This is a genomic window from Haloferax volcanii DS2 (assembly GCF_000025685.1).
Classification (GTDB): Archaea; Halobacteriota; Halobacteria; order Halobacteriales; family Haloferacaceae; genus Haloferax; species Haloferax volcanii.
The window spans coordinates 517,346-534,632 of record NC_013967.1 but is presented as its reverse complement, the minus strand read 5'-3'; the positions used below and the strand labels follow the sequence as shown (position 1 = coordinate 534,632).

Here is a 17,287-nt window from a genome sequence, read left to right as displayed (position 1 = left end):
GGACTGACAGGTGACGGCGAAACGCGCTCGGCGGGGAACTATTTTTATACGAGTGCTTGGTATCAAGTTCCATGGCTGCGAACGCATACGCGTTGGCCGGAGTGACCGAGACGCTGACCGAAGCGGCGGCCGCGGAGGGCATCGCGGACTACGTCGAGTTCCGGATGGACGGGGCGACCACCCCGCTCGACGCGCTCGACGAGTACGACGGGTCGGTCCCGCTCATCGTCTCGAACCGGCCGGAGTGGGCCGGTGGAACCGCCGCCGAGTCCGACCGGCTGGAGACCCTCGCGGCCGCCGCCGCGTTCGCCGCCGTCGAGATGGTCGACGTGGAACTGCGGACGATTCGTGAGTGCGGATGGCTCCGAGACGAACTGCGCGAGCAGGACGTCGAACTCATCGTCTCCCACTACGACCGCCACAAGAAACCTCAGAAGACGGAACTTTTGCAGATAGTATCAGAGTGTAATAACTACGGCGACGTGGCGAAGCTCGTCGTCACCGCCGAGGAGAAAACCGACTCGCTCGCGCTGTTGCAGTCGTTCAATACCGCCTCCGAACGGGGGATGCGAGTTACCGGCTACGCGCTTGGCGAAATCGGCCGCCACACCCGCGTCATCGGCGTGTTCTACGGTGCGTCCATCGCCTATGCACCCATCGTCAGCGACGAGCGCGCTCCGAACGACATCGACCTCGAAAAGCTGTCGTACCTCGTCGAGTGGGTCTCTGCGGCCCGGTGAGCCCGTCGAGTCGGGGACGGCGAATCGACGGGTCGACCGCGTCGAACCGGGCGGTTCGTCCGCGGAATCGTCCGCGACTGTCGGTGTTTCGGACCGGCCCGACGCGGGAGCGTTGTGCCGACGAGACGGTGATACTATCAGAAATACAGTACTCAAAGAAATCAGATATAATTCGGCCGGATAGGACCGACTCGTCCGGGCGAGACGCCGTTCGAGTCGGGGTGGTCGGACGGCCGGGCGACCGAACGACTCGACCGGGTGGCTCACCGACTGCGCGCGCCCACGTCGGTCGCCGGCAGACGTCGACTGCCGGTGTCCGGTCGCGTCGTCGGAGAACAGATAGCCGAGCGTTGACGCCGAACGCCGAAGGTTTCTCGATAGTGTTCAACTCAGCGCCTCATAATCGTCGGCTCATAGCCGATATATTCGATGAACATTCCGGAGGAACCGCCGAAAACGGCGTCTCTCAGCGCCTACGAGGGGGTGAGAACTCTTGCGTCGACAGCTAAGATTTATACGCGATGGGATGATAGGCGTTCACATGAAACTCGACGAGTCTGCACTGGCGGCGACAACAAACGACCTCACACGAGAGGTAGACGCACGAGGGGTGGCAGACCTCATCGAATTCCGAATGGACCAAGCGGACGACCCGCTCGAACAACTCGCCGCGTACGACGGCGAACTCCCGATAATCGCGACCAATCGCGCACGATGGTTCGGGGGGAAGGCAAGCGACACCGGACGATTGGACGACCTGTTTTCCGCATCTCGGTACGACGCCGTGGAGTTCGTCGACATCGAACTCGAAACCGTCCGCGCCAAGGAGTGGCTGGCCCACGAGTTCCGCGAGAACGACGTGCAGCTCATCATCTCGCATCACGACTTCGATGAGACGCCCGACCGCGAGGTGCTCGACGCCATCATCGAGCAGTGCGCGGAGTTCGGTGACGTTGCGAAGGTGGCGGTGTACCCCCAAAACCAGCGCGACACGCTCACGCTCTTGGAGGCCGTCAACGACGCGACCAACCGCGGCATCGACGTGGCCGGTATCTCGATGGGCGAACTCGGGAGTCACACCCGCGTCATCGGCCATCTCTACGGGTCGAAGCTCGGCTACGCGCCCCTCCTCGCGGACGACAACGACTACGCGCCGGGGCAGATTCCGCTCGAAAAGCTCGCCTCGCTCATCGAACTCACCAAAAACGAGCGCGTCGACGGACAGGTCATCGACACGATTCGGAGCGAGGTGTCGGTGCCGAAGGAACTGACGCTCTCGGACTGACGCCGGCGACCCTGCGGCCGCCCGCCGTCAACAGACTCGTTTCATCTCTTCTCGCCGCGAACTCGTACTCGTCGCCCGGCGTCAGTCGGCAAGCCGCTCGACGTCCGTCAGCACCGCGCTCGCCGTTTCTGGACCGCCGGCCCCGCGCCCGGTGATGCCCAGTCGGCCGCAGTAGTCGGCTTCGATTTGGACGGCGTTTTCCGCCCCCGACGGGGCGACCGCCCCGTTTGCGGACACCAGTCGCGGGCCGACGCGGACCGAACCGTCCGCGACTTCGACGATGAGTCGAATCGTCTGGCCGTCTTCCTGCGCGAGGTCGAGCATCCCCCCCGAGAGCTCCTGAATCCCCTCGACTTCGGCGTCGTCGAGCGTGAACTCCGTCTCGCCCTCGGCGAGGACGTTGGCGACGATGACGCCCTTGAGCGCCGTGTCCGTGCCGTCGACGTCGAAGGCCGGGTCGGCCTCTGCGACGCCGAGGTCCTGTGCCTCCGCGAGGACGTGTTCGTAGTCGAGTCCCTCGGCGGCCATCCGCGAGAGGACGAAGTTCGCCGTCCCGTTCAGCACGCCGTACACCGCCGACACGCGCGACGGGCCCACGTCCTCGATAGTCGAGAGGATGGGGAGCGCGCCGCCGACGGTCGCGCCGAAGCGGACGGTCCCCTCGCTGTCGGCTTCGAGCGCACGCACGTCGGCGTAGCGTTCCGCGACCGGGCCTTTGTTCGCCAAGACGACGTGGCGGTCGTCGGCTAGCGCGCGCTCGACGTGCGAAAAGCCGGGTTCGGCGTCACCGAGCGTCGTCGGCGTCGCCTCCACTAACACGTCGTAGTCGGCGTCGAACACCGATTCGGGGTCGGCATCCCCGACCACGCCGTCTTCTCGCTTCTTCGACAGCACCGCGTCGGCGTCGATGCCGTCGGCGTCGACGACGGCGCTGTCGGAGTCAGCGAACGCGGTCACGACGTGGCCGTGTTCGGCGGCGAGTTCGACGACGGCGCTGCCGACCGCACCGGCACCGAGGACGCAGAGCCTCACGCGCGACCCCCCACAGTCAGCGGCTCGACGAGCTGGAGGTCCTTCTCGTCGGCGATGTCGCGCATGGCCGAGAGGACGTCTTCGGTCGACCCCGATTCGGCGGCCAGTTGGAAGCGGGCGCTGGAGACGTCGATAGAGCCGGCGGGTGCGGACAGCGAGATATCGGTGACGGTCGCGTTCCGCGTCGCCTCGATCTGCGTCAGCGTGTCGGAGAGGTCCGTCTCGATGAGGTGTCCCGAGAAGATGATGGTCAGGCGCTCGCTGTACCGCTCGGTGCCGGCCTGGATGACGTTGATGCCGGCGTCGCTCAGCCCCTCGACGATGTTGTCGAAGCGGTCGGGCGTCGCCTCGATGTCGACTTCCACCGGGATGTAGCCGCGCGGGGTGACGTTGCCGCGCTCGTGGAAAATCGAGAGGAGGTTCCCCCCGCGTTCGGCGATGGGTTGCAGCGACCGCAGGAGTTCGCCGGGTTCGTCGACCAGTTCGAGTCGAAGCGTGTACGCCTGCACGTCGTTGTGGACCTCACTCATCTGTCCAACACCGTACTAACGCGTCGTTCATTGTCGAAGTTCGTGCGAGCACACCCATATACGTATTGCGTTCGAACGGGTCGGGCACCGGCCCCGGGCGCGGCCGCCGCCCCGTCTGCTGTGAGAGAGTCATCGCTGAGGGTTCGCCGTACGCGCGTCGGCCCGAAATGTGCACAGGTTCGCTACAAAGATTACCGCGCCGGGAGGTCGACCCGAGAACAGAGTAATGCATATACCATACAGTATCGAACCGGAGAAAATTCAGGGGCGTGTGTTTGAGAAATCTAAGTCCGAAGATATCACTCGCGAATTGCCACTACTTATTTCGGTTACACAGCGTATTGGAGATTCGATAGAGGTCGTCCAAAACTCAATTCGAGAGAACCAAACGACGCTCGTCTTCTGTCCCTTTGTTGTGTCTGTTAAGAGCAGTACTGTCTGCTGGACGCCGAGACGATGCACAGAAAATAGTTAACAGCCCACACAGCGTAGAGTTCGGTGTATCCGCCGCCGGCGGTACGCGAGAACGCTGCGGTCTGCGGACGGGTGCGACGGAGAGGAGAGAACAAGAATGGCATCAGCAAGCGCACCGACACCGACGGGGAACGAACGAATCGCGCGACGCTCCCCGGAGGAAGTCGCGAGCGAGGGGAACGTCGGCCTCATCGACGAAATCTGCGCCGAGGACGTCCTCGACCACAGTCCGCTCGGGGAGGTCCGCGGACGCGACGAACTCAAAGCCCAGATTTCGGGACTCAAGGAGTCGTTCAGCGACTTCTCGGCGACGGTCGAAGACGCGATTACCGAGGGCGACACGGTCGCCATGCGCGTCACGCTCCGCGGGACCCACGACGGCGCGTTCATGGGCATCGAACCGACCGGGAAGCCCATCGAAGTCGGCAACATGGTGTTTACCCGCATCGAAGACGGCGTGATTGCCGAGCGGTGGGTCCAACCGGACATGCTCGGCATGCTCACGCAACTCGGCGCTGTCGAACCGCCCACGGCGTGAGACCCGCCGAGACCGATATGTTTTGTGCGGCGACCGCGCCGCTCGATGGATGAAAAGGAAGAGCGCGGACGACCGGGCACCCGCCCGCACTCCACGGACACTGGGGAAAACCTCCCCTGTATACGCAACCCAAGTGCAGGTATCTACCTGCAGTAGACGCTACAACGTCCTCCATTAAAACATTTTTCAAATGTCATATGCTGCGTGTGTTCAGAACACACGCCTGGCGGCCGAACGGTCAGCCGTCGAACGTCGAAAGGCGGCGGCGCTCCTGTGCGAGGATTCGCTCCCAGTAGTCGAACAGGACGCTGTCGAGGTCGTACACGTCGGCGATGCGGCGGACCCACTCGTCGTCCGAAAACAGCAGTCGCTGGAAACTCCGCACGTCGGGGTCGAGTTCCTCCCGCCGGCCGGCGTAGTAGGCGACGGTCTGCTCGCGGGTTCGCTCGACCAACAGCGGCGGGACGAAGATGCCCGACTCGCGGGCGACGTAGACGAACCACTCCAAGTGGAGGACGGCGTCGGCGAGGACGAACCGCTCGGCGAAGCCGTCGACGCACGCCGTCGCGGGGCGGCCGTCGACGTACACGTCTTCGGGGCGGGAGAACCGCGGCACCGACAGGTGCGGGAGGTCGTCGGCGTACTGCTCGGCGACCCGCCGGAGTCGGTAGTCGGCGTAGGCGCACGGGGCCGCGAGGCCGAGTTCGTACCACAGCGGCATCCACTGACAGAACGGGTCGCAGAACGCCGCGTCGGCCAGTAGGTCTGCGGCGACGGAGCGGGCGAGGTCCGGGGGCAGGTCGGTTCGCCCCGCGCGCATGGCATCCGTCGCGCGGACCACCCGCGACTCGAAGTCGCCGACGCGAAAGCCCATGCCCGCGGCCACGTCGTGGACGTACTCGGCACCGATTCGGTACCAGTCCGCGAAGTCGGCGGGCCGGCGGAGTCGAAGGAGGCGCAAAACGGTCACAGGGGAGCTACGGGTGACGGCGGTTTGGCTCTGTCCCCGTGGCGAACGGAAGACGGCGCGGTCGACGGGCGATTCCCGCGGCGGCGACGGCGACGCGAGTGCGGCAGCTACCGCCGGTCGAACGAGAGCGCGAGCGGCGTCGCGTTGCGCAGGTTGTCGCTGACCGGACAGCGCGCTTCGACCGCGGCGAGCCACGCGTCGATGGTTTCGGCGTCGGCGTCGACGTCGGCGGTGACCGCGACGCGAATCTCCTGGTAGCCGGCGCGGCCGTCCTCACGCTTGCCCATGAACGTCGCGGGGTTCAGGTCGCCCTCGATGGCGATTTCGAGGTCGCGAACGTCGAGGTCCATCTCGCGGGCGACGACGTGGGCCGTGACGTTCAGACAGCCGGCGAGCGCGCCGAGGACGTACTCGACGGGGTTCGGGCCGGCGTTCGCCCCGCCCAGCGATTCGGGCTCGTCGACGACGAACTCGAAGTCGCGGACGGAGACGCGGGTCTCGGTCGGTGATTCAGCCGCCGCGGCGACGGCGAACGTCAGGGTCTGATTCCGGGTCTGGGATTTCTCGGTGGACATACCTAGAGAGAGACGCCGCAGAGCGATAGCCACAGAAGACGGTTCTCAACCGTCGAGAAGCGTGTCAGCGACTGTCCGGGCCGGCGTCTATCGCGGCCGACTCGTCGGCGTCGTCCGCCAGCACGTCGTCGAGCCCCCACTCCGACGCCCTCGCGCGGGCCTCCTCGCGGGCCTCGGATCGAATCTCCTCGATGGCGTCGGCGTCGGCGAGGAACGCTTCGACCGCGCTCTGGTCGCGGCTCTCCTCGCGGCGCGCGGCGGGGGCGGCGTCGAGGGTCTTCGTCGCCAACCGCTCGTCGCCGGCGAGGACGCGGGCCGGCTCGCCCGGCGGGACGCGGAACGCCTCGACCTCGTGGGCGTCCGCGAGCTCTGCGGCGTCGACAGCGTGGACCGCGGCGCGGGTCGGGCCGGTGACGGCGAACCCCTCCAGCCCGTCGCGGCCGCCGACCTCGCGTTCCGTGTCGTAGGCGAGGACCGGAACTCCGTCTTCGAACGTGACGACGCCGCGGGTGGTCTCGCCGAGCAGGAGCGCGTCCTGCGGCTCGAAGACGACGTAGCCGGTGAGTTCCTCGTCGAGCACCGTCCGAAGCACCGCCGCCGCGTCGTCGACGACGCGCGACCGACGGAGTTCGCCCCGCGGGATTCTCATATTCGCTCGGGGACGACGGCGCTTTTGAACCGCTCTGCGACCTCGCGGCCGTCGCCTTCGCGCACGTCAAGTCGGGCGGCCGCCTCGCGGAAGGCGTCGGCGGCCGGGTCGTCGGGGGCGTGCGCGAGGAGGGGTTTTCCCTCGCGGCGGGCCGCGCGGACCGCGTCGCTCTCGGGGACCGACGCGAGCGTCTGTCCCCCGAAGTAGCGGCCGGCCTGCTCGGCGATTGTCTCCACGTTCTCGTCGGGGCGCACGCGGTTGAACACCACGCCCGCCGTGTCGGTGCCGTAGGAGTGGGCGTACTCCTGGACTTTCAGCCCGTCAGACAGAGACGGCACGGTGGGCTGGAGGACGACGACGATGCGGTCCGCGAGGACGACGGGGAGCACCGCGCTCTTGGAACCGAGCGCGGCGGGCGAATCGAGGAGCAACACGTCCGTGTCGGCCGCGAGCTCGGCGACCACGTCGCGGAGGCGACCGGGGTCCGCGGCCTCGAACGCCGCGAGACTCGTCCCACAGGGGACGACAGACAGCCCGAACCGCTCGTACACCGCGTCGGACACCGCGGCGTCGTGGTCGTCGATGAGTAAGTCGTGGAGCGTCACGTCGGCGTCGTCCAATCCGGCGTGGAAAAGCAGGTTCGCCATGCCCGTGTCCGCGTCGATGACGGTCACGTCGTACTCCTCGGCGAGCGCCATCCCCAGCGCGAGCGTACTCGTCGTCTTCCCGGTGCCGCCCTTCCCGCTGGCGACGGCGAACGCCTCGACCATGCCCCCACGTGCCCGGCGATTTCGCATAAGTGTTCGGAACGGGGGTGGACGCGCGCCGACGAATATCGTGTCAACTAGTAACAAGCATTAATAGTGAGGCCAACAGTGTGTGAAACGACCACCGATGTTCAGAATTGTCATCCAATCGTTCGCTTTCGCAGTCGAGGACTCGACGTTCGCGGTGTACGCGACCCTCCTCACCATCGCGTTCATCGTGTACCTGAATCGGTGACGGCGGTTCGAATCGCGGCGTGCAACCGAGTTCCGCGGCCCCATCCGGGACGGAACTGCGACCGTCGGCTGGCGTCGGCTCGGCGGCGAGTCGTCGGTGAGTCGGCGTTCGCGTCCCGGCGAGCGGTCGGTGGGTGACGCGGTTGCTCAGGACGCCTCGGCGAGCGCGTCGAGCAAGCGGTCGTTTTCGTCCGGGCGGCGGACGCTGATTCTGACGTGCGAGTCGAGGCCCTGATAGTCGCGGGCGTCGCGGACGGCGAAACCGCGCCGTCGGGTCTCGCGGAGGACGCAATCGACGTCGTCGGCGCGGAACAACACGAGCGCGCTGTCGGCGGGGTGCGGGTCGTAGCCGAGCCGGTCCAGCCCCGCAATCACCCTCGGGCGCTCCCGTTCGACCCGGTTCCGCGTGGCTTCGAGGAAAGCCTCCTGTTCGAGACAGAACGTCGCAACCTCCACCGCCGGAGCCGAAAGCACCCACGTACAGCGCGCCCGCGAGAGCCGGTCACCGAGGTCGCCCGTCGCGGCCGCAAAGCCCGCGCGGAGCGAGGGGACGCCGAAGACGTTCGTTACCGAGTGGAGCGCGATGACGCCGTCGAGGCCGGCCGTGCTCGGGAGGCGCGTGAAGCCGAGGTACGTCTCGTCGACGATGACGGGCGTGTCGGCCCGGCGACAGTCGTCGATGAACGCCCGAAGCTCGTCTCGCGGGTACGCGGTCCCGACCGGGTTGGCGGGATAGCTGAGAATGACCGCCGCGTGCTCGGCGGGGTCGACGGTTTCGAGGAGGCGGTCGTGCGGAACATGGACCGGGTCGCCCCCCTGAAGCCGGATTTCGCGGGCGTACTCGCCGCAGCAAGGGGCCGGAAGCGCCACGCTGTCGCCGGGCGAGACGGTCACGCCGACGGCGAGTCGGAGCGCTTCGATGACGCCAGCGGCGGGGATGGCCTCGTCGGGGTTGCAGCCGACGAACTCCGCGGCGGCGACGCGGAACCGCGAGTAGTCGTCCAGCGAGTCCCGCCGCGCCGTGGCGAGCGCCGATTCGTAGACGCCAGCGAGGCCGGACGGGTGTTCGGGGTTCGAGCCGGTGCTGAAATCGACCAGCGAGTGGTCGGCGGTCCCGCCGTGAGTCACGTGGTCGACGTCGGAAACGGAACCGGGGTCCATACCGACCTGCTAGCTACCAACCATAATCAAGGCTTCTTCGAGAACCACTTAGGTACCACCGTGGATTCTTCGGCCGGAAACGCGTTTCGCCGGCGGTTCTCAAATCGGAGCGACGGTCGCGCGGTCGTCAGCGACGACGCCGTAGTTCGCCTCGTCGACGCCCTGCGAGATCGGCCCGGCGTCGTACCGCGAACCGAGGCTCGCGAGCACCGCGTCGCGGACGCAGACCCGGGCCGCGTTGCCGACCTCGGTCGCACTCCCCGAGAACGTCGCCGGGTCGCCGGCGGGGTCGCACGCGGCGACGACCGCGTCGGTCGTCGTCCCCGGCGCGCCGCAGCGCGCGAGGAGCGTCGCCGCCTTCGCCTCGGCGGCCACAGCGACGAGGTTCGCGAGCGCGCCCGGCTCCAGCGACCGTGTCGTCCCGACGAAGACGTTGACCGTTCCGACCGGGTCGTCTCGGTCGTCTCGGTCGTCGCCGGCCGCCGCGTCAGGCGCGTCCGACGCGTCTCCCCACTCGCGCGGGTCGTCGTCTATCGGGAGTTCCGCCGGATTCGACACGCCCGCGGTGGCGACGACTTCGACCGGGCCGAACCGGGCGCGCCGGGCGTGTTCCTGCCCGACGCCCGTCAGGAGCGTCGGCCCGCGCTCGTCGAAGCCGGCCGCCGAGAGCCGCCGTTCGACGTACGCGTCGAGGTCGGTCTCGGGCCAGCCCTCGGGGACGGTGATGTTGAACGCGGCGTCCGCCCGCGAGTCGCCGCCGGCGTAGCCCGTCGAGAGCCAGCGCGTCCCCGGTCGGGCGAGTCGGCAGACGCCGTCGCGGCGCGCCGTCTCAAACATCGTCGGCGACGGCGGCGAGCGCCCGGAGCAGTTCGTCGTTCTCGTCGGGGCGTTTCACCGCGACGCGGACGTGCGAGTCGAGCGTCGGAAACGTCGTCGCGTCCCGGACGGCGACCCCGCGGTCGCGGGCGGTCTCGACCACCGCGTCCACGTCGCGGTCGCCGACGTCCACGAGGAGAAACGGCGCGTCCGACGGGGACACCGCGAAGGCGTCGGACAGCGTCTCGCGGAGTCGCTCGCGCTCGGCCGAGACGCGCGCTCGCGTTCGCGAGACGAACTCGGCGTCGTCCATGCAGTACGCGCCGACGGCGGCCGCGGGCGTCGAGAGCGACCACGCCCGCCGGGCGACGGCGAGTCGGTCGCCGAGGTCGCCGGTGGCGACGGCGAACCCGGCGCGGATGCCCGGCAGTCCGAACATCTTCGTCAGCGACCGGGCGACGACGACGCCGGGTTCGCCCGCGAGGCTCGGTTCGTCGGTGAAGTCGAGGAACGCTTCGTCGACCACGAGGACCGTGTCGGCCTCGCGGCAGCGCGCCGCGAACGCCCGGAGGTCGTCGGCGGGCGCGAGCTCGCCCGTCGGGTTGTTCGGCGTGCAGACGACCGCGACCGCGTGGTCCGCGGGGTCGGCGTCGAGAATCGCGTCGTGGGCGACCGCCACCGGCTCCGCCCCTTGCAGGCGAATCTCGCGGTCGTACTCCCCGAAGCTCGGTTCGGGGACGAGCGCGGTGTCGCCCGGCGAGAGCGTCACTTCGAACGCGAGTCGCAGAGCTTCGAGGCCGCCGGCGGTCGGCACGACCGCCTCGGGGACACAGCCGACGTAGTCGCCGGCGGCCGCCCGGAAGTCGGCGTAGTCGTCGTCGGGGTAACGGGTCGAGGCGTCGAACGCCTCGCGGTACACCGCCTCGACGCCGTCGGGACGCTCGGGGTTGGTGTTCGCGCTGAAGTCGAGGACGGTCGGGTCGGTGGTGCCGCCGTGGGGGACGCGGCTCCCCGCCCGGACGGACTCAGGGTCCATCGTCGATGTCTGCGTCGGCGTCGACGCCGCCAGCGTCGGCTCCGCCAGCGTCGGCCGCCGCGGTTCCGGTTCCGGTCTCGACGGCTTCGGGGTCCAGCGTGGAGAGCACGTCGAGCGTGGCCGCCTCCACGTCGTCGAGGACGCCCATCCGGTCGGCGAGCATGAGCGCGCCGCCCATGCCCGCGCCCTCCTTTGCCTCGCCCGCGGCGTAGCGGTCCAGCGGGTGCGTCTCGAAGCCGGGGTCGGTGACGGTCAGTTCGAGGTCGAACGCCTCGGCGGCGTCGGCCAACTCGGGCACGTCCTCAGCGAGGTACGATGTCGTTGCGAGCGTCAGGTCGCCGTTCGCGCCGGCGTGGCGAGCGAGCGCGGCGGCCGCGAGCAGTTGGGTCCCGCCGCCGAGCGTCACGTCGGTGCCGTTTTCGAGCGCGCCGACGGTGAGGCCGGCGACGACCGGAAGCACCGGGTCGCCGAGGTAGCGGGCGGCGCGCCGGGGTTTGTGAGCCGCGAAGCCGGGTTCGACGTCGCTGGCTTCGAACGCCTCGGCGACGACCTCCTCTTTCAGGCTCGTGGGGTTGTCCGGGAGCGACGACGAGACGGGGAACTCCTCGCCGAGCGCGCGGAACACGGCGAGCGCGGTGGTCGTCCCGCCGGGGACGGTCTCGCCGATGACGAGTTCGTCTTCGGGGAGCGCGAGGCCCATCCGCCGGGCCGCCTCGAACGCGCCGGGCGCGGTCGGGACCGGTTCGCTCTCGCGGATGTCGCGGCCGGGTCGCGCGCCCACGTCGATGGTCGGCGCGGCGCTCGGCTTCGCGAGGCCGGCGTCCACGGTGAGCACGTCGAAGCCGGTGAGCTGCTTGACGGCGCGGGTGACGGCCGCGGGCGTCGGACAGCCCGTCGGGCTGACCGGCGTCACCGGCGAGCGGACCGGCTCGCCGTACTCGATGATTTCGGCGTCCGCGCTCGGCGTGTGGCCGACGAGCGACGGCTCCGCGCCGGCGGCGCTGATGCCGGGTATCTTCGCCGTCTCGGTCGTGCCGGCGACGAGGACTACTCGCATCGGTCCTCCGCGAGTTCGATGTCTGTCGGGCGGTTCACGTTGAGTGCCAGTCGGGTGTCTGTGGAGAGGTACATGGTCGAGTGCGTGTCGGTGTCTGCGTCGGTATCAATTGTCGCGTCCGCGGCCGCGGGGCCGACGACGCCCAGCCCGGTCGGGCAGACGGCGGTCCCCTCGTGGTCGAAGACGAGCGCGTCGTCGACGCTGGCTCCGAGGTCGCGCTTCAGTTCGACGGGGACGCACGCGGTGGCGGCCCCGCCGTCCGCGGCCGAAACGACCGCGTCGACGTGTTCGGGGGCCACGAGCGGGAGGTCGGAAACGACGGTGACGACCGGCCGGGAGACGCGGGCCAGCGCGAATCCGAGGTCGGAGACGTAGCCGTCGCCGGGGGCCTCGATGGGGTCGAGACCGAGATCGGCGGCGCGGTCGCGGGTGTTCGGCGTGTGCGGCGAGGTGACCGCGCGGACGGTCTCGACGCTCGAATCGCGGAGCGCCGCCGCGACTCGGTCGAGCATGGGCCGCCCGCAGATGTCCACGAGCGGCTTTTCGACCGGCGCGTCGAGGCGGGTGCCGCGGCCGCCGCACATCACGAGAGCGTCCACGTCACCACCCCCGCGTGGACGGCCGCGGCGCGGGCCAGTTCGTTCGTCGCGCCCAGCAGGTCGCCCGAGACGCCGCCGAGGCGGGCGCGGCCCCACGAGCGAACGAGCAGCGCGACGACCGGCCCGCAGCAGAGCGCCGCGACGACGGCGGGGCCGCCCGTGACCGGCGCGAGCGCGACGACCGGGAGACAGGCCACGGCGACGGCGAGAAGTCCGGCGGAACTGTTCTCGCCGACGAGCGCCGAGCCGAGTCCCTCGTGGGCGGGCGCGCCGAGACAGACCAGCGTCGCCATGCCGGCTTTCGCGCCGACCTCGGCGGCGAGCGCGATTGCGACGGCGGCCGTGAGGCCGACGCGACCGCCCGCACCGGCGAGGCCGAACGCGCCGAGCGCGAGGACGACGAGCGTCAGCCCGAACGCGAGCAGGCCGCCGACGCCCGTCTGCGAATCCTTCAGGACCGACAGCCGGCGGTCGGCGTCGCCGTGGACGACCGCGGCGTCGCCGAGGTCCGCGAGGCCGTCGGCGTGGGTGACGCCCGTCACGAGATACAGCGTCACGAGGTACAGCGCGGCCGCGGTCGGAATCGGCAGCGGGAGCAACAGCGGGAGCGCGGCGAGTGCGCCGACGACGTAGCCGACGAGCGGAAACGCCACGGGCGCGCGCCTGAAGGCGTCCCAATTCGACTCGTCGCCGCCGACGGGGAGGCGGGTGAGGAAGCCGAGCGCGCCGCGGAGCGCGGTCAGAACCACGCGACCACCCCCGCGACGGCGAACGCGGCGAGGCCCGCCCGCGAGACGAGTCGGACGCCCCGCGCGGCCGTCGCCGCGTCGGGTGCCTCGGGACCCCCGTCGAGCAGGTAGTGGCCGGGCTTTTCGAGTCGCGTTTCCAGCAGGACCGCGAGGGTCGCCATCGGCCACCCCGAGTTGGGCGACGACGGGCGGCGCGCCAGCTCGCCGACCCGGGCCACCGTGGCCGGCGCGCCGGCGACGACGGCCAGTAAGACGGCCGAGACGCGCGCCGGGAGCCACATCACCGCGTCGTCGAGGCGGGCCGGAACGCGACCGACCGGCTTGTGTCGGTAGCCGAGCATCGAGTCGAGCGTGTTGACGCCCTTCACCCACGCGGCCGCGCCGACCGCGAGCGGGAGCGAGACGGCCGCGAAGAGCATAAACGCGAGCAACGGGGCGACGAGGCCGTCGGCGAGGTTCTCGGCGGCGCTCTCGACGGCGGCGCTCCGGATATCGGCCGCCGACAGCGACGACGGGTCGCGCCCGGCCAGCGCCCGGAGTTCGTACCGGGCGGTATCGAGGTCGGATTCGTCCGCCGTAGCCGAGACGACCGCCGCGGCCGCGTCGAGGAGCATCCGGAGGCTCGTGGTCGAAAACAGCGCGAGCGCCGCGACGGCCGCGCCGAGCCACGGCGAGACGAGCGTCGCGGCCCACGTCACAGCCGCGGTGACGCCCGCGGCGAGCGCCGGAAGCGCGACGGCCGCGACCGCGCCGACGAGCGTCGGACGGGACCACTCGCGGTCGACGGGCGAGACGAGTCGGCCGAGCAACGCGACCGGGTGGACGCGCGCCGGCGGTTCGGCGAACCCTCGGTCCAGCGCCGCGGCGGCGACGACGGCGGCCGCGGCGGTCACGGGCACGGGTCCTCCCCGGCTCGCAGCCTCGCCGCGACCGATTCGAGCGTCGTCTCCCGGAGATTCACGAACCGGCCGCCGACCGCCTCGATACCGCCGTCTGCGTCCGGGTCGTCGCCGACGTGGAGCAACTCGGCCGCGTCGACGCCGAGGCCGCGGGCCGCCGCCTCGAACGCCTGCCGGTGGGGTTTCCGCCAGCCGCAGGCGACGCTCGTCGTGATGTCGTCGAAGCCGCGCCGGTCGAGGTCCGACCGGATGAGCGTCCGCGCGACGAGTTCGGGGACCGAACAGTTCGAGAGGAGGCCGACCGCGCCGGCCTCGCGGGCAGCCGCGACCGCGTCGACCGCGCCGGGACGGGTCGTCACCTCGGGGTCGAACGCCGTGATGACCGCGCGACGAGCGGCGTTGTCCGGCGAGTCGACGCCCCGAGACCGGAGGGCTGCGGCGACGTGCGCCGGAAGCGGGACCTCCGCGCCCTCGGGCGCGTCGATGTGAACCTCGCGGTAGGCGTCGTCCCAGTCGTCGGGGACGGCGACGCCGTACTCGCGGAGCGCGTCCGCGACCGCCGAACCGGGGTCTGACGGGTACTCGGCGTCGACGAGCGTGCCGAAGAGGTCGAACGTGACTGCCACTAGAATTTCATTGGCGAAACTGTACTTGAATATAGCGAAGCGGGGGGTTCGGCCGCGGTCTCAGGTCACCACCGATGGTGGACGTGCTCTCGCGCGTACGCGTTGTACACTTCTTCGACGCGCTCGAACTGGTCTGCTGACAGCGGTGGGAGCGACGCCGCGGCGACGTTGTCGCGGATGTGTTCCGGCGTCTTCGACCCGGGAATGACGGTGCTCACGGCGTCGAACGAGAGAATCCAGCGGAGCGTGAACTGCGCGAGCGAGACGCCCTCGGGGACGACCTCCTGTATCGAATCCGCGGCTTCGAGACCGTCTTCGAACGGGATTCCGGCGAACGTCTCGCCCACGTCGAACGCCTCGCCGTGTCGGTTGAAGTTCCGGTGGTCGTTCTCGGCAAACTCTGCGTCTGCGGAGAGCGCGCCGGTGAGCAGCCCCGACGCGAGCGGGACGCGAACGATGACGCCGACGTTCCGGCGCGCCGCCTCCCGGAAGAACAGTTCCGCGGGTCGCTGTCGAAGCGGATTGAAGATAATCTGGACCGTCTCCACGCCGTCGTACTCGATGGCCTTGAGCCCCTCTTCGACCTTCTCGACGCTCACGCCGTAGTGGTCGATTTTCCCGGCGTCGCGGAGCTCCGACAGGGCATCGAACACCTCGGGCTGGTAGTACACCTCTCGCGGCGGGCAGTGAAGTTGGACGAGGTCGAGCGAGTCGACGCCGAGGTTGTCCCGGCTCCGGTACACGAACCGTTCGAGGTTCTCGCGGTTGTAGCCGTCGGCCTCGTGGGGGTCGAGCCGCCGCCCCGCCTTGGTGGCGACGGTGACGTCGTCGTCGCGGTCCGCGAGCACGTCGCCGATGCGGCGCTCGCTGTCGCCGTCGCCGTACACGTCCGCGGTGTCGAGGAAGTCGATGCCCGCGTCGAGCGCCGCCTCGATGGCGTCGTACGCCTCGTCGTTGGTCACCGAGCCCCAACTGCCGCCGAGCTGCCACGTCCCCAGCGCGATTTCGGAAACGTCGAATCCGGTCGTGCCGAGCGGTCGAGAATCCATGCCGTTTGCTTCCGAACAGACGGGGGTAAATTACGGGGTCGCGGCGAGATATACTCCGATTGTTCGTGAGGGTCTGAGGTGACGGAACGGGGGACACTACGGGAATCAACGAGGGTCGTTCCCCGATTTGAACTCACTCGCAACGCGTTGCGTTGCTCGTTGCTCAAATCGGGTCGAGAAGTCCTTCACATTCAACACCGCCCGCTGCGCTCGCGGGTGTTGAAGTTCAGTCCGCTCTCCCCGATTTGAACTCAGTCAGACGACGCGTTCACTTCGTTCACGCGCTGCGACTGACCTGCTCAAACCGGCTCGACCGGATTTTGCAAGCAAAATCCGCTCTCCCCGATTTGAACGGGGGACAAGCCGATCTACAGTCGGCTGCTCTGCCAGGCTGAGCTAAGAGCGGTCACCGATTCATATCTGGTCGACGCGTTTAACCATTATCATTCTCGCTGCCGCGTGTGCTGTGTGTCAGACAGGTACGAACATTGATATACCGCCGAGATAATCCCGGAGTAATGAGTAAAATCACGTTCCGCGCCGACGACGCCCTCGTCGAGCGCTTGGACCGCCTCGACACCTCGAAAAGCGAGGTGATGCGCGAGGCCCTCCGCCAGTACCTCGACGAACTGGAACGTGACGACGGCGCGGACGACACCGCCGGTCTCGACGGCGCGCTCTCCGCGCGGGTCGAGGAACTCGTCGACGAGCGACTGGACGAACGGCTCCCGGCGCTCGTCGAGGAAGCCGCGGCGGCCCGCGAGTCCGAGCGTCCGACGCCCTCCGACCTGAACGTCAACATCAACGTCGATGGTTCGAACGGCGAATCTCGCGTAAACGCGGGTGTCGACACCGAATCGACCCCGAGTACGGTTCGTAAGACACGGGACGAACTGGAGTCCGGCGACGCGGACGACCCCGACATGACCTGTGGCCAATGTGGCGAATCCGTGGGTCCAGACCATGTTTACTGCCCGAACTGCGGTGAAAAGACGTCCCACCGCGTGTTCTGCGAGTGCGGCGACGAACTCCGCTCGGACTGGGCGTTCTGCCCCGACTGCGGCCGTCGGACGCCCGCGGCCGACGTTCTGGAACAAGCATAACCGGCGATTAAAGCCCCCTATACGGGATATTCAGCCTCTGTCTTACAACCGCCGTTACATTTATATTCTATCCCTCTGTGGTGATTATCGCGTAAGACGGTTGTCTTACAGCTACCCGACGGCGGCCCGTATCCCGGCGTCGTCCGTCGGTTTTCGGGTGTAAGACACTCGCACACGAGTGCGGCGCGCCGTCTTACCGGGGGAATGTAAACATGGAGCGTGTGACACTACGAATTCCGAAGCAGCAAATCGAGGAGGTCGAGCGGATGGTCGAGACGGGAGAGTTCCCGAACCGATCCGAAGCCATCCGTTCCGCCGTTCGCGATATGCTCAATGAACAGGTGACCGACAAGCGACAGCGCGAATCTACCAGCAAGCGCGGCTGGGCAAAGGTGTAA

The 17,287-nt window shown here is 68.7% G+C and carries 20 protein-coding genes and 1 tRNA gene; 5 read left to right on the top strand and 16 right to left on the bottom strand.

Features of this window, described 5'->3' with window-relative positions:
* Positions 1-71 precede the first annotated feature (71 nt).
* Entirely contained in the window at positions 72-740 is a 669-nt protein-coding gene (locus HVO_RS07600; protein ID WP_013035589.1) for a type I 3-dehydroquinate dehydratase, read from the top strand.
* 610 nt (positions 741-1,350) lie between these two features.
* On the top strand, positions 1,351-2,025 hold the full coding sequence (locus HVO_RS07595) for a type I 3-dehydroquinate dehydratase (RefSeq protein ID WP_004044332.1): 675 nt from the start codon (positions 1,351-1,353) through the stop codon (positions 2,023-2,025).
* A gap of 81 nt (positions 2,026-2,106) precedes the next feature.
* On the opposite strand, the gene HVO_RS07590 is transcribed toward HVO_RS07595, so the two are convergent.
* Positions 2,107-3,057 (bottom strand): homoserine dehydrogenase, encoded by a 951-nt coding sequence (locus HVO_RS07590; protein ID WP_004044333.1) that lies wholly within the window; start codon positions 3,055-3,057, stop codon positions 2,107-2,109.
* Positions 3,054-3,587: a hypothetical protein gene (locus HVO_RS07585; RefSeq protein ID WP_004044334.1), complete on the bottom strand. Its 534-nt coding sequence runs from the start codon at positions 3,585-3,587 to the stop codon at positions 3,054-3,056. The genes HVO_RS07590 and HVO_RS07585 overlap by 4 nt, the downstream gene beginning before the upstream one ends.
* A gap of 571 nt (positions 3,588-4,158) precedes the next feature.
* Between HVO_RS07585 and HVO_RS07580 the strand changes: the two genes are divergently transcribed.
* Positions 4,159-4,599, top strand: a complete 441-nt coding sequence (locus HVO_RS07580) for an ester cyclase (RefSeq protein ID WP_004044335.1) — start codon at positions 4,159-4,161, stop codon at positions 4,597-4,599.
* A gap of 238 nt (positions 4,600-4,837) precedes the next feature.
* Here the strand turns inward: HVO_RS07580 and HVO_RS07575 are convergent, their stop codons facing one another.
* The 14 genes from HVO_RS07575 to HVO_RS07510 form a co-directional block, all read right to left on the bottom strand.
* The gene (locus HVO_RS07575; protein ID WP_004044336.1) at positions 4,838-5,569 is read right to left on the bottom strand and encodes a hypothetical protein; all 732 of its coding nucleotides are present in this window, start codon (positions 5,567-5,569) and stop codon (positions 4,838-4,840) included.
* Between the two features lie 107 nt (positions 5,570-5,676).
* Complete coding sequence (locus HVO_RS07570; protein WP_004044337.1) at positions 5,677-6,144, bottom strand: OsmC family protein; 468 nt, start codon at positions 6,142-6,144, stop codon at positions 5,677-5,679.
* Between the two features lie 64 nt (positions 6,145-6,208).
* The gene (locus HVO_RS07565; protein ID WP_004044338.1) at positions 6,209-6,793 is read right to left on the bottom strand and encodes a hypothetical protein; all 585 of its coding nucleotides are present in this window, start codon (positions 6,791-6,793) and stop codon (positions 6,209-6,211) included.
* Positions 6,790-7,563 (bottom strand): nucleotide-binding protein, encoded by a 774-nt coding sequence (locus tag HVO_RS07560; RefSeq protein WP_004044339.1) that lies wholly within the window; start codon positions 7,561-7,563, stop codon positions 6,790-6,792. Before HVO_RS07560 ends, HVO_RS07565 begins: the two co-directional genes overlap by 4 nt.
* A gap of 378 nt (positions 7,564-7,941) precedes the next feature.
* Complete coding sequence (locus tag HVO_RS07555; RefSeq protein WP_004044341.1) at positions 7,942-8,955, bottom strand: pyridoxal phosphate-dependent aminotransferase; 1,014 nt, start codon at positions 8,953-8,955, stop codon at positions 7,942-7,944.
* Positions 8,956-9,054: 99 nt separating this feature from the next.
* Positions 9,055-9,792 carry an adenosylcobinamide amidohydrolase gene (locus HVO_RS07550; RefSeq protein ID WP_004044342.1) on the bottom strand — a complete coding sequence of 246 codons (738 nt, stop codon included), beginning with the start codon at positions 9,790-9,792 and terminating at the stop codon, positions 9,055-9,057.
* Positions 9,785-10,807 (bottom strand): threonine-phosphate decarboxylase CobD, encoded by a 1,023-nt coding sequence (gene cobD / locus HVO_RS07545; protein WP_004044343.1) that lies wholly within the window; start codon positions 10,805-10,807, stop codon positions 9,785-9,787. The genes HVO_RS07550 and cobD overlap by 8 nt, the downstream gene beginning before the upstream one ends.
* Complete coding sequence (locus HVO_RS07540; RefSeq protein ID WP_004044344.1) at positions 10,797-11,864, bottom strand: nicotinate-nucleotide--dimethylbenzimidazole phosphoribosyltransferase; 1,068 nt, start codon at positions 11,862-11,864, stop codon at positions 10,797-10,799. The genes cobD and HVO_RS07540 overlap by 11 nt, the downstream gene beginning before the upstream one ends.
* Positions 11,855-12,448 (bottom strand): GTP--adenosylcobinamide-phosphate guanylyltransferase, encoded by a 594-nt coding sequence (locus tag HVO_RS07535; protein ID WP_013035517.1) that lies wholly within the window; start codon positions 12,446-12,448, stop codon positions 11,855-11,857. Before HVO_RS07535 ends, HVO_RS07540 begins: the two co-directional genes overlap by 10 nt.
* Entirely contained in the window at positions 12,448-13,212 is a 765-nt protein-coding gene (gene cobS / locus HVO_RS07530) for an adenosylcobinamide-GDP ribazoletransferase (protein WP_004044346.1), read from the bottom strand. The genes HVO_RS07535 and cobS overlap by 1 nt, the downstream gene beginning before the upstream one ends.
* Positions 13,203-14,111, bottom strand: coding sequence for an adenosylcobinamide-phosphate synthase CbiB (gene cbiB / locus HVO_RS07525; protein ID WP_004044347.1), 909 nt, complete (start codon positions 14,109-14,111; stop codon positions 13,203-13,205). Before cbiB ends, cobS begins: the two co-directional genes overlap by 10 nt.
* On the bottom strand, positions 14,102-14,737 hold the full coding sequence (locus HVO_RS07520) for an HAD family hydrolase (protein WP_004044348.1): 636 nt from the start codon (positions 14,735-14,737) through the stop codon (positions 14,102-14,104). The genes cbiB and HVO_RS07520 overlap by 10 nt, the downstream gene beginning before the upstream one ends.
* A 65-nt stretch (positions 14,738-14,802) precedes the next feature.
* Positions 14,803-15,786 (bottom strand): aldo/keto reductase, encoded by a 984-nt coding sequence (locus HVO_RS07515; protein ID WP_004044349.1) that lies wholly within the window; start codon positions 15,784-15,786, stop codon positions 14,803-14,805.
* A gap of 332 nt (positions 15,787-16,118) precedes the next feature.
* A tRNA-Tyr gene (locus HVO_RS07510) sits at positions 16,119-16,192 on the bottom strand.
* 112 nt (positions 16,193-16,304) lie between these two features.
* On the opposite strand from HVO_RS07510, the gene HVO_RS07505 reads away from it, so the two are divergent.
* Both HVO_RS07505 and HVO_RS07500 read left to right on the top strand, forming a co-directional pair.
* Entirely contained in the window at positions 16,305-16,889 is a 585-nt protein-coding gene (locus HVO_RS07505; RefSeq protein WP_004044350.1) for a double zinc ribbon domain-containing protein, read from the top strand.
* 212 nt (positions 16,890-17,101) lie between these two features.
* Entirely contained in the window at positions 17,102-17,287 is a 186-nt protein-coding gene (locus tag HVO_RS07500) for a ribbon-helix-helix domain-containing protein (protein WP_013035353.1), read from the top strand.

Bases quoted from the DNA above. Each gene is read 5' to 3' on its own strand.
- HVO_RS07600 (WP_013035589.1), top strand. From the start codon at position 72: ATGGCTGCGAACGCATACGCGTTGGCCGGAGTGACCGAGACGCTGACC.
- HVO_RS07585 (WP_004044334.1), bottom strand. From the start codon at position 3,587: ATGAGTGAGGTCCACAACGACGTGCAGGCGTACACGCTTCGACTCGAA.
- HVO_RS07580 (WP_004044335.1), top strand. From the start codon at position 4,159: ATGGCATCAGCAAGCGCACCGACACCGACGGGGAACGAACGAATCGCG.
- HVO_RS07570 (WP_004044337.1), bottom strand. From the start codon at position 6,144: ATGTCCACCGAGAAATCCCAGACCCGGAATCAGACCCTGACGTTCGCC.
- HVO_RS07565 (WP_004044338.1), bottom strand. From the start codon at position 6,793: ATGAGAATCCCGCGGGGCGAACTCCGTCGGTCGCGCGTCGTCGACGAC.
- HVO_RS07560 (WP_004044339.1), bottom strand. From the start codon at position 7,563: ATGGTCGAGGCGTTCGCCGTCGCCAGCGGGAAGGGCGGCACCGGGAAG.
- HVO_RS07555 (WP_004044341.1), bottom strand. From the start codon at position 8,955: ATGGACCCCGGTTCCGTTTCCGACGTCGACCACGTGACTCACGGCGGG.
- HVO_RS07550 (WP_004044342.1), bottom strand. From the start codon at position 9,792: ATGTTTGAGACGGCGCGCCGCGACGGCGTCTGCCGACTCGCCCGACCG.
- cobD (WP_004044343.1), bottom strand. From the start codon at position 10,807: ATGGACCCTGAGTCCGTCCGGGCGGGGAGCCGCGTCCCCCACGGCGGC.
- HVO_RS07540 (WP_004044344.1), bottom strand. From the start codon at position 11,864: ATGCGAGTAGTCCTCGTCGCCGGCACGACCGAGACGGCGAAGATACCC.
- HVO_RS07535 (WP_013035517.1), bottom strand. From the start codon at position 12,448: ATGTGCGGCGGCCGCGGCACCCGCCTCGACGCGCCGGTCGAAAAGCCG.
- HVO_RS07515 (WP_004044349.1), bottom strand. From the start codon at position 15,786: ATGGATTCTCGACCGCTCGGCACGACCGGATTCGACGTTTCCGAAATC.
- HVO_RS07505 (WP_004044350.1), top strand. From the start codon at position 16,305: ATGAGTAAAATCACGTTCCGCGCCGACGACGCCCTCGTCGAGCGCTTG.
- HVO_RS07500 (WP_013035353.1), top strand. From the start codon at position 17,102: ATGGAGCGTGTGACACTACGAATTCCGAAGCAGCAAATCGAGGAGGTC.